The sequence below is a fragment of the Faecalicatena fissicatena genome (assembly GCF_016900595.1).
Classification (GTDB): domain Bacteria; phylum Bacillota; class Clostridia; order Lachnospirales; family Lachnospiraceae; genus Claveliimonas; species Claveliimonas intestinigallinarum.
The window spans coordinates 49,129-61,876 of record NZ_JACLYY010000010.1 but is presented as its reverse complement, the minus strand read 5'-3'; the positions used below and the strand labels follow the sequence as shown (position 1 = coordinate 61,876).

Sequence of the window (12,748 nt, the reverse complement as noted above, 5' to 3'; positions counted from 1 at the left end):
AGGCTGGCAGAGCCGGAGCAGGGGACGCAGGCTTAAGAGAATTTTTAGAGAACCTTTATAGAAATCTTAAGGGGAGAGGTATATAATAGGATAGATATAGAGGAGACGTAAATATACATGAAGAAAAGACAAAAAAATGTGAAGAAAAAAGTAGAGGAACACAGTGAGAGGAGAAACCGGCGGATCCGCACGACCCGGTATGACCCGGACCCGGCGGAGGGGCTTAGCTCCCAGCAGGTGCAGGAGCACCGGATGCACGGGTGGACCAACATCTCGGTGGATCCGCCTGCCAAGACGACAAAGGAGATCATACATGAAAATGTATTTACCTACTTCAACCTGATCTTTGTCGTGCTGGGCGTGCTGCTCTGCCTGGTGGGCTCCTTCCGGAACCTGACCTTCCTCCCGGTGGTCATTGTCAACACCCTGATCGGCATTGTCCAGGAGGTGCGGTCCAAGAATGTGCTGGAGAAGATGAGCATGCTGAACGCGCCCCACGCCAGGGTAGTCCGGGACGGAAAGGTGAGAAAGGTGAATTCCGAGGAGCTGGTGCTGGATGACATCGTCATCTTCAGCGCCGGCAATCAGATCTGCGCGGACGCGGTGGTATCCGCAGGGGAGATACAGGTCAACGAGTCCCTGCTGACAGGCGAGTCCGACGAGATCACCAAGCGAAAGGGGGATAAGCTCATGTCCGGCAGCTTTGTGGTGTCCGGGGAGTGCCGGGCCCGGCTGGACAAGGTGGGGGAGGACTCCTACATCTCCCGTCTGACCATGGAGGCCAAGGCCATGGACGACCAGGAGCAGTCGGAGATGATCCGCTCTCTGGACAAGCTGGTCAAGTGGGTGGGCATTATCATCATCCCCATCGGCCTGATCCTCTTTTCCCAGAGCTTTTTCTTCAACCATGAGGGCTTTTCCCAGAGCGTCACCTCCATGGTGGCGGCGGTCATTGGTATGATCCCTGAGGGACTGTATCTGCTGGCCAGCGTGGCCCTGGCGGTGAGCGCCATGCGCCTGGCCAGCCAGAAGGTGCTGCTCCACGACATGAAGAGCATCGAGACATTGGCCAGAGTCAACGTGCTCTGTGTGGATAAGACGGGAACCATCACGGAAAACACCATGACGGTAAACCGGGTGGAGCCCACGCTGGACTACCGGGAGAAGGAGGAGGAGTATCCGCCTCTGGAGAAAATGCTGGGGGATTTCGCGGCGGCCATGAGCGAGGACAACATCACCATGGCGGCTCTGAAGGAGTATTTCCAGGAAAATACGGGGAAAAAGCCGGTGAGCCTGACCTCATTTTCCTCCGCGGTGAAATACAGCAGCGTCACCTACAAGGACGGCGCCTATGTGCTGGGAGCGCCGGAGATGGTCCTGCGGGACGATTATGTCCTCTATGAGGCGGAAATCGAGCAGTTTACAAAGAAAGGCTACCGTGTTCTCGTGTTCGGAAAATATGCGGGACAGATAGACGGAAAGCCCCTTACGGAGAAGGTCACGCCCCTGGGCTATGTGATGCTCTCCAATCCCATCCGGCAGAATGCGCCGGAGACCTTCGCCTACTTTGCGGAGCAGGGCGTGGACATCAAGGTCATCTCCGGTGACAACCCGGTGACAGTGTCCGAGGTGGCCTCCCGGGCCGGCATTGCGGGGGCGGAGAACTATGTGGACGCGGGCACGCTGAAGACGGACCAGGACGTGGCGGCGGCCATGAAGAAGTACACGGTCTTCGGCCGTGTGACTCCAAATCAGAAGCGGCAGTTTGTGAATGTGCTGAAGGACCAGGGAAACACAGTGGCTATGACAGGGGACGGCGTCAACGATATCCTGGCTCTGAAGGACGCGGACTGCAGCATCGCCATGGCGTCGGGCAGCGAGGCCGCCTCCCAGGCGGCCCAGGTGGTGCTGCTGGAGTCGGATTTCTCCTGTATGCCCTCTGTGGTAATGGAGGGACGCCGGGTGGTCAACAACATCCAGAGGTCGGCAAGCCTGTTCCTTGTGAAGAATATCTTTTCCCTCCTTTTGTCCGTGTTCTCGGCGGTGTTCATGATCACCTACCCGCTGGAGCCGGCCCAGGTCTCGCTGATCAGCATGTTTACCATCGGCGTGCCCGCCTTTTTCCTGGCGCTCGAGCCCAACAAGAACCGGATACAGGGACATTTCCTCCCCAACGTCTTCCTGAAGGCGCTGCCAGGCGGACTGACCGATGTGCTGATCGTGGGAGCGCTGGTAATCTTCGGGCAGACCTTTGAGGTGGGACAGTCGGATATCGCCACGGCGGCCACCATCCTTCTGGCCATTGTGGGCTTCATGGTTCTCTGGAAGATCAGCCAGCCTATGAACCCCATCCGGATCGCTGTGCTGTCAGGCTGCGGTATTGCCCTTGTGCTCTCCAGCATCTACCTGGGGGACCTGTTTGCCATCACGGCCATGTCCACCAAGTGCATCATGCTCTTTATCGTGTTCTCCATCGCCGCGGAGCCGGTGTTCCGCTACCTCAGCTTTGTGGTGGAGGCTCTGGGGAAATTTGGAAAGCGGCTGATCCTGTGGCATGAGAAGAATAAGGGGAAGACGGCGTAGGGATACAAAAAAGAGTTCCAATGAGGAACTCTTTTTTTGTGAGGACAGGAGCGGTCCTATCTCATAAATTTATTGATCACATGCAGAACCCCGTTCTCATCGTTGGACTTGGTGATGTAGTCCGCGCTGTCCCGCACAGGGGGCTGAGCGTTTGCCATGGCCACTCCCAGCCCGGCGGTCTCGATCATGGTGATGTCGTTGTACCCGTCCCCGCAGCAGATCATCTGCCGGGTGGAGAGCCCGATGCTGCCCAGCAGCTTCACGAGGGCGTGGGCCTTGTCCACGCCCCTTGGCATGATCTCCAGGAAGAAAGGGTCTGAGCAGTAGATGTTCAGATAAGAGCGGAAATGGGTAGTCATGACATCCTTCATACGGCTGATCACCTCCGGCTCGCCGGTGGCCAGGAGCTTATTGATCTGCCGGGGAATATCTGCTGTAAAGTCGCTGCTTTCCAGAATCGGCATGTGATTGATCCGGGACTCCAGCAGCGTGTACCGGTTGGGCTGTATCCCTGAGACAATGTGGTCCTCCGTGTAGGTCAGGATATCCGCACCCTCCCCGGCAAAGGACGAGGCCAGCCGGAAGGCGGGGGCGGGGGCGTCCTGGGGGAGATAGCGGCTGTACATGATCTGTCCGCTGCGGCAGTCTGTAATGCGCGCCCCGTTAAAGGAGAGAATGTAGCTCCCGTAGTCGGACAGATGGAGCTGCTTGGCCAGGGGCAGCACACCCTTTGTGGGGCGGCCGCTTGCCAGGACCACCTTTTTCCCCATCTCCTGTATATCGATCAGTGCTTCCCGGGTCTCCGGCGTGATCTCTTTTTTTGAGTTTGTCAGTGTGCCGTCCAGATCAAGGACAAGAACCTGATAATCCATGGTCTGCTCTGTTCTCCTTTGTGAAATCCCCTACAGCTCTCTCAGCGCCTGTACGATCCCGCTGAAGCCGAGGCTGTTGGATGCTTTTACAAGAACATTGTCCCCCTTCTGTATCAGATCTCCCAGATGAGGGATCAGTTCCTCTCTTGTGGCGAACCAGTGTGTCTCTATGTGTGAGCCGGCATCTTCAATGCCCCGGATGATCTCTCTGGCCAGCTCGTCCACGGCGATCACCACATCGGTCTCTGAGGCGGCCAGATAGGCGCCCACCTCGTAGTGGAGCTCCTTTTCGTTGCTGCCCAGCTCGCCCATCTTTCCCAGGATAGCCACCCTGCGCCCGATGCCCAGATCCAGCACATCGATGGCGGCCTTCATGGAAACCGGATTGGCGTTATAGCAGTCGTCCAGGATGATGATCCTGTCGGTCTGTATGATATTGTTCCTGCCAGCCATGAAGGGCAGATTTTCAATGCCGTCTTTGATCTGTCTGCTGTCAAGGCCCAGCACATACCCTACAGCCGCTCCGGCCAGGGCGTTGGACACCATGTGGGAGCCGGGGGTGGGCACCAGACAGGAGAACTCTCCGGCCGGGGTGTGGATGACGCAGGAGGATCCCTTCAGCCCCTGGGACTGCACATCTGAGGCGTATACGTCGCAGTCCGGCGATGTTCCGTAGAAGAGGGGAGTCACACCTTTTACGGGCCCGATAGTGGACAGAAGAGGATCGTCCCCGTTGAGGACGATGGAACCGCCCGGCTTCATGTCCTGGAACATCTGCGTCTTCTCCTGCATGATGCCCTCCTGTGTCTTGAGAAATTCCAAGTGGGCCACACCGATGTTTGTGATCACGCACACATCGGGCTGAGCCACGGTGGAGAGCTTGCGCATTTCACCGAAATGGTTGATGCCCATTTCCAGGACGGACACTTCATTTTCCTCCTTCAGGTCAAAGACAGTCAGGGGGAGTCCGGACTCGCTGTTTAAGTTTCCCTGGGTCTTGTGGACATTGTACTTCTGAGACAGGACAGAGGCGATCATCTCCTTTGTGCTTGTCTTTCCCACGCTGCCGGAGATGCCTACCACCTTTACGTCAAAGGAGTCCCGGTACAGCTTTGCGATGTCCAGAAGGGCCTGGGCCGTTGACTCCACCTGGATATAGGGGAAGGCTGTCTCCCCCAGATCCTGCTCGGACACAGCGCAAAGGGCGCCCTTTTCCATGACACCCGGGATGAAGGAGTGGCCGTCCACCCGCTCGCCCTTGATGGCTACGAACACATCGCCGGGGCCGGCCTTGCGGCTGTCGATGACCACGTGGGCAGCCTCCCTTCCAAGGAGGCTGTCGCTGCCGTGATAAATGCCCCTGCAGGCCTTTGTCATATTTTCTATTGTGAGATTTTTCATGTTCTTCTCCTATCTGTATCTGGCGTCCAGAGATTTCTCGATGATCTGTTCGCAGAATTCACCGTACTCATATCCTGCCGCCTTTGCCGCCTTGGGCAGAAGGCTGGCGCTTGTCATGCCGGGGAGAGAGTTGACCTCCAGGCAGTAGAACTGTCCGGTGTGATTGTCTACGATAAAATCAGCCCTGCAGTACACGTTCAGGCGCAGAGCCTGGGCGGCCAGCACGCCGGTCTTCTGGATGGCCTCTGTAGTCTCCTTGTCCACGGATGTGGCGGGGCAGATCTCGGAGGCGCCGCCGCTCTGGTATTTGTGGACATAGTCGAATACGCCACCATCGGGGATGATCTCCACGAGAGGCAGGGCCTGACCGTCAAAGATCCCGCAGGCATATTCCCGGCCGTCGATGAAGGGCTCAATGACCACTTCGTCCTCCTTCTCGAAGGAGACGCGCATGGCCTCCCTGAACTCCTCCTCCGTATGTACAAAGTGGACTCCGATGCTGGAGCCGCCGGAGCAGGGCTTCACCACAAGGGGAAGGGGGATCTGAAGGGTCTCAAGGGAGATGTCCTTGTTCCTCCTGGAAACATGGGTTCCGTAGGGAGTGGGAACCCCGGCGGAGTGGAAGAGATCCTTTGTCACGCCCTTATCCATGGACAGGGCGCAGCCCAGAGAGTCAGGCCCTGTGTAGCGTATTCCCAGTGTGTCAAAGGCAGCCTGCAGCTTGCCGTTCTCGCCCAGTCCCCCGTGGAGGGCCAGGAAGGTGATGTCCGCCAGACCGCACAGCTCCAGCACGTTGGGGCCCAGGAAGCTGGGGGAATCCCCGGGGCGCGAGGCCCAGAGGGCGTCAAGGTCCGGCTCGGATGTCTGGATACCTGTGGCGATCTCAAGGCCGCCTCCCGGGAGTGTGAATACGTCCTCCAGGTTTTCGGGGGCCTTCTCAAGGCCAAGGAAAGCGTCCAGAAGATAGGCGTTGTGTCCTCTCTCCCGGAGCGCCCGGCAGATACTGCCTCCGGAGCTTAAGGACACATCCCGCTCGTTGCTGTAGCCGCCTGCCAGTACAATAATATTCATAGAAATAAATCCTCCTTAAAAATAAAACCAATTAATCCATATCCATCTGATCAAGCAGAGATTTCTTCACCTCGTAGAGTCTGTCAGACAGATCCACGTAGACCTGATGGGGGTAGAAGAGACGCTTTGTCTCCTCCCACAGGGTCTTTTTCTCCTGCTTGCAGTATTCCGCTATCTCCATGACGGAGGGCGACTGGTACACGCACTCTCCATTTCGGAAAATGGGCACAAGGATCTCCCGCATGGTGTAGGAGCCGCCCGGCAGCTTTGTCTTCTTCCATGTGTCGATGGGGTCGAAGATAAGAAGATCCTTTTCTGTGTCGTAGGTCTCGTCCGCGAAGCAGATCAGGTCTGCCCGGACCTTCCCTGTGGGCTTGTCGTAAATGCGCAGAACCGTCTTGTTTCCCGGGTTGGTGATCTTCTCCGTGTTCTCGGAAATCTTGATCTTAGGTACAAACTGTCCAGATTCATCCTGGATGGCCGCCAGCTTGTAGACGCCGCCGAAGGAGGGGCAGTCCTTTGAGGTGATCAGGTTGGTGCCCACACCCCAGGAGGTGATAGCCGCCTGCTGCATCTTCAGGTCGTGGAGCAGGTACTCATCCAGATCGTTTGACGCGGAGATCACTGCGTCTGTAAAGCCCGCCTCGTCCAGCATGGTCCTGGCCTTCTTGGACAGGTAGGCCAGATCGCCGCTGTCCAGGCGGATACCGTACTTTTTCATGGAAATCCCCGCGTCCCGCATCTCCGTAAATACGCGGATAGCGTTGGGAACGCCGGATTTCAATGTGTCGTAGGTGTCCACAAGGAGGATGCAGTTGTCCGGGTAGAGCTGCGCGTAATTCTTAAAGGCCGTGTACTCGTCCGGGAAGCTCATGATCCAGCTGTGGGCGTGAGTGCCGAGAACAGGCACGTCAAAGCGCTGGCCGGCCAGCACGTTGGAGGTGCCGATACAGCCGCCGATGATGGCAGCCCGGGCGCCGTAGAGCCCTGCGTCAGGGCCCTGTGCCCGGCGCAGGCCGAATTCCATGATGCCGTCTCCGCCCGCTGCGAACACGACGCGGGAGGCCTTTGTGGCGATGAGACACTGGTGATTCAGAATGTTGAGGATGGCTGTCTCCACAAGCTGGGCCTCCATGATGGGGGCAATCACCTTCAGGATGGGCTCCTTGGGGAAGATGACCGTCCCCTCGGGGATGGCGTAGATATCTCCTGTAAAGTGGAAGCCGCTCAAATAGTGGAGGAAATCCTCGCTGAACATGCCAAGGCTGCGCAGATAGTCCACGTCCTCGTATGTGAAATTCAGATTTTTTACGTACTCAATGACCTGGTCCAGGCCCGCGCAGATGGAGTAGCCTCCGTTGTTGGGGTTTTGGCGGAAGAACACATCGAAGATGACGGTCTCGTTCTGTCCTTTTTCGTAATATCCCTGCATCATGGTAAGCTCGTAGAAGTCCGTCAGCAGGGTCAAATCGTGTCTGCTCATTGTTCTCTTTTTTAAACTCCTTTGCATTTGTATCTGAAAAAGTTATCCCAATTATAGCACCCTGGGCATAAAAAGTAAAAACAAAGTAAAAATTAAACGAGGGACTGGTTTTTTATGATAGTCTCCTGAATGATGTTCTGGCAGTAGTCCCCCAGATGCCGCCGCGTCTGCTTATCAAGCTGGTTCGGGTAGATGGGCTTTCCGTACTCCAGCACCACGTGGGTCTTTCTCACAAAGGGAAGGTGTCCCTCGAAGATGGCCTGTGTGTTGTTCATGGACATGGGGATGACGGCGCAGCCGGTCTTCTCCGCAATCTTCAGGGCTCCGTCCTTGAAGGGCAGCATGGACAGCTCCGCCCCCTTGTTCCTTGTGCCCTCAGGGAAGATGCAGATGGAGATGCCGTTCTTCACATAGTCGATGGCCTGCAGGATAGTCTTGAGCCCCTCCTTGGGGGTGCTCCTGTCCAGGAAGAGGCAGTAGAGATTTTTCATCCAGTCCCGCAGGAGAGGGTAGCGGAGCATCTCCTTTTTCGCCACATACCCGGTCAGCCGTCTGCACCTGGAGTAGGTCAGCAGGATGTCAAAATAGCTCCTGTGGTTTCCTATATAAAGGACTGGCTCGTCGGGCACGTTTTCCTCCCCGATAACCGTCACCTTCACGCCCGCGATCTTCAGCATCAGCCGGAAGGTCCACTGCACCATCCGCAGGCAGGAGTAATCCTTCGCCCTCCGGTTCACCAGACCGACAAAATGTTCCACGATGAGAACCGGTATGCCGACGATGAGATAAACGAAAAGTACGATCACAATGGCAATAAATCTTATCATAATCCAGAAGCCTCTCCTTTGTATCTATCATTTTGCATCTATCATGATGTTGGGGCCAAAACCCCAGCTGCGATGCCTGCGGATTGTTCCGTGCCGCGCATTTCTACAATTCTACTCTGGCATCATACCATAAGCATCTTACCATAAAAATGTCATTTTTCAAAGGGGTGGCGTGTATGATAATAGAGAGAAAATCTATATGGTGAATATATGAAGGGACGGAGGATACTGTGCATATTTGCCGTGGCAGCCCTCCTGCTCTCCGGGTGCGGCGCCCGGCGGGCAGACATGGACAAAAAGGGGGATCTGGAGTACGAGACGGCCTGCGGCCCGGATCTGCCGGAGACCCTGAGGCAGAAGATAGAGGAGGAGAAGGCAGAGCCTTTCCTCGCGGCATACGGGGACGGGCAGCGGCTGTACATAGCTCTGGGGTATGGGGAGCAGGAGAGCGCTGGCTACAGTATCCAGATCGAGGAAGTGTATGAGACGGAGGACGCAGTCTTCATCCGCACCTGCCTGACAGGTCCGGATGAGGGGGAGGAGGTGGCGCAGGAGGCGGACTGCCCCTGGACGGCATTGGCGACAGGCTATACGGAAAAAAGAATTTTGTGGGAAATGTAAGGAGGAGCAAAATGGAGCAGATCAAAAAGACGGTCCGGGCAGGCCGGATCGGACCTGGTGTGACAGATCAGTTTTATGTAGATGAGGATATCAACATACCGGAGGCCAAATACGATGCCTCCCGGGTGGTGTACAGCAGCGGTCGGATCCATGTGGACGAGATACGCCCGGCGGAGCACTACGCCAGAGTGACAGGCAGGCTGGCCTACCAGATCCTCTACGAGACAGAGGGAGGGGCGGATCAGCTCTCCTCTCTGGCTGGCAGGCTGCCCTTTGAGGAGATGGTCTACATGGAGGAGGAGCCCCAGGACCAGCTTTTTGCCAGGGGAGCCACGGCGGAGGTCAGCGTGACCCTGATCAATTCCCGGAAAATGAACCTGAAGGCCTCCGTGGAACTGGAGATCGGGTCTGAGGGGGTGTCTGAGGAGCAGATCACCACGGACATGGAGGATGAGTCTCCTCTCTACAAAAAGTTCTCGGAGAAGGAGATCCTGGAGCTGTGCGGCGTGCAGAAGGATGTATACCGCATCAAGGAGGAGATTCACCTGCCCGCGGCCAAGGAGAACATCGGCAGCCTCCTCCTGGGGGAGAGCGCCCTTAGGAAGCTGGATACCAGGCTGGAGGAGGGAGGCCTTGTGCTGCGGGGAGAGCTGCAGATCTTCTGCCTCTACGAGTCCCAGAATATGAAGACTGAGTGGGTGGAGCAGAGCGTGCCCTTCGAGGGACGGCTGTCCTGCGACGGGGCGGAGGAGGAGATGTACCACTGCGTGTACGCCGCCCTGGGGGAGGACAGCATCGAGGCCAGGCTGGACGAGGACGGGGAGGTGCGCATCTTCGGGGTGGAGGCGTCCCTGGAGGTGCGCTGCTGCGTCTACCGGGAGGAGAAGATCCGGATCCTGGAGGATCTGTACGCGCCGGGGCGGCGGCTGATTCCCGAGCGGGAGGAGACGGTTCTGGAGAGCCTTGTCATGCAGAATCACTCAAAGTGCAGGCTGACGGAGCAGCTGAGCCTGCCGGAGATCCGGGAGGGGACGCTCCAGATCTGCCACAGCAGCGGCTTTCTGCAGATGGAGCCGGCCCAGATGCAGGGCGGGGAAATCCTTGCGGAGGGGGTGCTGAACGTCACCTTCCTCTACGTGCGGGCGGACGACGAGCAGCCCTTTGGGATCTGGCAGGGCATGGTGCCCTTCTCCCACTCCATCGAGTGCGGCGGCGCGTCGGATGAGATGCGCTGCGACATAGAGGGCAGCCTGGAGCAGCTCTCTGTCAGCCTGCTGGGAAGCGGGGAGGCGGAGGTGAAGGCGGCCCTGTCCTTCCAGGTATTCCTGCGAAGGCCCGAGAAAGTGGAGAACATCCTGGATGTGAGCGAGCAGCCGGTGGATCCGAAGGAGCTGGAAAACGCGCCCGGCATCGTAGGCTATATTGTGAAGGAAGGGGATACGCTGTGGGATCTGGCACGGCGGTACAACACTACGGAGGATGGCATAAGGGAGGTCAACGACCTGAAGGACGGACCCCTGAGAGCGGGAGAGAGGTTATTGATTTTTAAGGCAAACATGGGTATACTGTAAGTACACTGTATACAAGATACAAGGAGAGTACAATGGATAAACTGGAGTTGAAAGCACTGGGGAAGATCAATCTGGGACTTGACATTCTGGGCCGGAGGGGAAACGGCTACCACGATGTCAGGATGGTCATGCAGACGGTCTATCTCTACGACCGTGTGACCCTGGAGAAGACGCGGGAGCCGGGCATTGAAATTTCTACAAATCTGTCCTATCTGCCGGTCAATGAAAACAATATCGCCTACAAGGCGGCGGAGCTCCTGCGCGGCGAGTTTGGGATCCGGGAGGGGATCCGGATCACCCTGGAGAAGCACATCCCGGTGGCGGCCGGAATGGCGGGGGGAAGCTCCAACGCGGCGGCGGTGCTTTTCGGCATGAACCGGATGTTTGGCCTGGGACTCTCCGAGGAGGGACTGAAGGAGAGAGGCGTGACGCTGGGGGCAGATGTGCCCTACTGCATTATGCGGGGGACAGTCCTTGCGGAGGGGATCGGCGAGATCCTGACGCCCCTTCCCCCTCTGCCCAAATGCTACGTGTTGATCGCCAAGCCGCCCCTCTCGGCGTCCACCAGGACCGTGTACGAGAAGATTGACAGAGAGGGCATTAAGAGCCATCCGGATATCGACGGGATCCTTGCGGGACTTCAGGAGGGGGATCTGCAGCAGGTGGCCGGCAGCATGGGAAATGTGCTGGAGCAGGTCATGCTGGAGGAGCATCCGGTGCTGCAAAGGATCAAGGACGTGATGATCGGGGCCGGCGCCCTGAACGCCATGATGAGCGGAAGCGGCCCCACTGTATTCGGGATCTTTACTTCCCGGGGCAGGGCCAGGGCAGCGGCGGCCAGACTGAAGAGACAGACGCCTGTGAAGCAGGCCTATGTCACAAATGTACACAATGTCAGGAGGAAATAAATGAAGGAACCGAATTTTGAAGTCAGTATGAATGAGTACCTGCCGCTGCGGGACGTGGTATTCAACACACTGCGGCAGGCCATTTTGCGGGGGGAGCTCAAGCCCGGGGAAAGGCTCATGGAGATCCAGCTCGCCAACAAGCTGGGGGTCAGCCGGACCCCCATCCGCGAGGCCATCCGGAAGCTGGAGCTGGAGGGACTTGTGCTGATGATCCCCAGGAAGGGGGCTGAGGTGGCCGAGATCACAGAGAAGAGCCTGCGGGATGTGCTGGAGGTGCGCCGGGCTCTGGAGGAGCTGGCAGTGGAGCTGGTGTGCGAGAAGATCACAGACGAGCAGATCCAGGATCTGAAGGACGCCGCGGAGGAGTTTAAGGAGTCCTTGAAGGACGGGGATATCACCCGCATTGCGGAGGCGGACGTGAAGTTTCACGACGTCATCTACATGGCTACAGACAATCAGAAGCTGATCCAGCTCCTGAATAACCTGAGAGAGCAGATGTACCGGTACAGAGTGGAGTATCTGAAGCGGTCGGATTTCCATCAGCAGCTCATCGACGAGCACGAGGAGATCATCGAGACCATTGAGAGCGGCCAGAAGGACCGGGCGGTGCAGGTGGTGTGCCAGCACGTGGACAATCAGGTGGAGGCCGTGATGGATACCATCCGGACGAAAAAATAGAGGAGCCCTGCATAAAGACCAAAAAAACTGTGAAGACTCCTGATAGATCCCCGAGGGGACAGTCAGGAGGTACATAGTATGAGAAACAGGAACCGGAATAGAAGAAAGAAGGAGGCCATCTGTCTTGGCATTGCCCTCATATGCGGGGCTCTGCTGACAGGGCTCCTTCTTGTGCAGAGGGGGATGCTGGTGGAGGCCAGGGCCCGGAGAGCGGGACAGGAGCTGAGCCGGGAGGTGCTCCGCTTCCACGTGCTGGCTGACAGCGACAGCCCGGAGGATCAGCAGAGGAAGCTGGAGGTGAAGGAGGCGCTCCTTGCTTACATGGAAGAGGCCATGCCCCTGGATGCGGACCTGGAGGAGACCTGCTCCTGGGTCCGGGAGAACCTGGACAGCCTGGAGCAGACCGCGGAGGAGAGGCTCCGGGAGGATGGGTGCTCTGACCCTGTCCGGGCTGAGCTTGTCCGGGATTATTTCCCGGAGAAGACCTACGGGGACGTTACCTTTCCGGCTGGGGAGTACACGGCGCTTCGGATCCTCATCGGAGCGGGACAGGGGCACAACTGGTGGTGCTGCCTCTACCCGTCTCTCTGCTTTACGGATGCGGTGACAGCCCATGTGCCCGAGGAGGAGAAGGAGGAGCTGGGCCGCGTCCTGGGGGAAGACGAGTACGACATGATCACGGCGTACTCAGATTTCAGGATCAGATGGTTCTTCTTCGGAGACCGGGACTAGA

General features: G+C 57.6%; 11 protein-coding genes. 6 read left to right on the top strand and 5 right to left on the bottom strand.

The genetic code is table 11. The annotated features are described in order from the left end of the window. Positions 1–117: 117 nt before the first annotated feature. A complete protein-coding gene (locus H7U36_RS10830) occupies positions 118–2,583 on the top strand; it encodes a cation-translocating P-type ATPase (protein ID WP_033126010.1) in 2,466 nt (821 codons plus the stop codon). A 56-nt stretch (positions 2,584–2,639) separates the two neighbouring features. On the opposite strand, the gene H7U36_RS10825 is transcribed toward H7U36_RS10830, so the two are convergent. The 5 genes from H7U36_RS10825 to H7U36_RS10805 form a co-directional block, all read right to left on the bottom strand. Next, complete coding sequence (locus tag H7U36_RS10825; protein WP_205156141.1) at positions 2,640–3,455, bottom strand: Cof-type HAD-IIB family hydrolase; 816 nt, start codon at positions 3,453–3,455, stop codon at positions 2,640–2,642. 30 nt (positions 3,456–3,485) lie between these two features. Continuing rightward, positions 3,486–4,856, bottom strand: a complete 1,371-nt coding sequence (locus H7U36_RS10820; RefSeq protein WP_033126012.1) for a UDP-N-acetylmuramoyl-tripeptide--D-alanyl-D-alanine ligase — start codon at positions 4,854–4,856, stop codon at positions 3,486–3,488. A 9-nt stretch (positions 4,857–4,865) separates the two neighbouring features. Then, positions 4,866–5,927, bottom strand: coding sequence for a D-alanine--D-alanine ligase family protein (locus H7U36_RS10815; RefSeq protein ID WP_138302921.1), 1,062 nt, complete (start codon positions 5,925–5,927; stop codon positions 4,866–4,868). A 31-nt stretch (positions 5,928–5,958) separates the two neighbouring features. Continuing rightward, positions 5,959–7,410, bottom strand: coding sequence for a nicotinate phosphoribosyltransferase (locus H7U36_RS10810; protein ID WP_033126014.1), 1,452 nt, complete (start codon positions 7,408–7,410; stop codon positions 5,959–5,961). A 92-nt stretch (positions 7,411–7,502) separates the two neighbouring features. After that, positions 7,503–8,237 (bottom strand): lysophospholipid acyltransferase family protein, encoded by a 735-nt coding sequence (locus H7U36_RS10805; protein WP_033126015.1) that lies wholly within the window; start codon positions 8,235–8,237, stop codon positions 7,503–7,505. A gap of 210 nt (positions 8,238–8,447) precedes the next feature. On the opposite strand from H7U36_RS10805, the gene H7U36_RS10800 reads away from it, so the two are divergent. From H7U36_RS10800 to spoIIR, 5 genes are all read left to right on the top strand, one after another. Then, positions 8,448–8,858, top strand: coding sequence for a protease complex subunit PrcB family protein (locus H7U36_RS10800; RefSeq protein WP_052084034.1), 411 nt, complete (start codon positions 8,448–8,450; stop codon positions 8,856–8,858). An 11-nt stretch (positions 8,859–8,869) separates the two neighbouring features. After that, positions 8,870–10,429 (top strand): DUF3794 and LysM peptidoglycan-binding domain-containing protein, encoded by a 1,560-nt coding sequence (locus H7U36_RS10795; protein ID WP_205156140.1) that lies wholly within the window; start codon positions 8,870–8,872, stop codon positions 10,427–10,429. 32 nt (positions 10,430–10,461) lie between these two features. Beyond that, positions 10,462–11,337, top strand: coding sequence for a 4-(cytidine 5'-diphospho)-2-C-methyl-D-erythritol kinase (gene ispE, locus H7U36_RS10790; RefSeq protein WP_205156139.1), 876 nt, complete (start codon positions 10,462–10,464; stop codon positions 11,335–11,337). Next, entirely contained in the window at positions 11,338–12,015 is a 678-nt protein-coding gene (locus H7U36_RS10785) for a GntR family transcriptional regulator (protein ID WP_033126018.1), read from the top strand. Between the two features lie 78 nt (positions 12,016–12,093). Further along, complete coding sequence (spoIIR, locus tag H7U36_RS10780; RefSeq protein WP_205156138.1) at positions 12,094–12,747, top strand: stage II sporulation protein R; 654 nt, start codon at positions 12,094–12,096, stop codon at positions 12,745–12,747. Position 12,748: the final 1 nt, after the last annotated feature.

Coding starts and splice junctions, on each gene's coding strand:
- H7U36_RS10830 (WP_033126010.1), top strand. CDS start 118: ATGAAGAAAAGACAAAAAAATGTGAAGAAAAAAGTAGAGGAACACAGT.
- H7U36_RS10825 (WP_205156141.1), bottom strand. CDS start 3,455: ATGGATTATCAGGTTCTTGTCCTTGATCTGGACGGCACACTGACAAAC.
- H7U36_RS10820 (WP_033126012.1), bottom strand. CDS start 4,856: ATGAAAAATCTCACAATAGAAAATATGACAAAGGCCTGCAGGGGCATT.
- H7U36_RS10815 (WP_138302921.1), bottom strand. CDS start 5,927: ATGAATATTATTGTACTGGCAGGCGGCTACAGCAACGAGCGGGATGTG.
- H7U36_RS10810 (WP_033126014.1), bottom strand. CDS start 7,410: ATGAGCAGACACGATTTGACCCTGCTGACGGACTTCTACGAGCTTACC.
- H7U36_RS10805 (WP_033126015.1), bottom strand. CDS start 8,237: ATGATAAGATTTATTGCCATTGTGATCGTACTTTTCGTTTATCTCATC.
- H7U36_RS10800 (WP_052084034.1), top strand. CDS start 8,448: ATGAAGGGACGGAGGATACTGTGCATATTTGCCGTGGCAGCCCTCCTG.
- H7U36_RS10795 (WP_205156140.1), top strand. CDS start 8,870: ATGGAGCAGATCAAAAAGACGGTCCGGGCAGGCCGGATCGGACCTGGT.
- ispE (WP_205156139.1), top strand. CDS start 10,462: ATGGATAAACTGGAGTTGAAAGCACTGGGGAAGATCAATCTGGGACTT.
- H7U36_RS10785 (WP_033126018.1), top strand. CDS start 11,338: ATGAAGGAACCGAATTTTGAAGTCAGTATGAATGAGTACCTGCCGCTG.
- spoIIR (WP_205156138.1), top strand. CDS start 12,094: ATGAGAAACAGGAACCGGAATAGAAGAAAGAAGGAGGCCATCTGTCTT.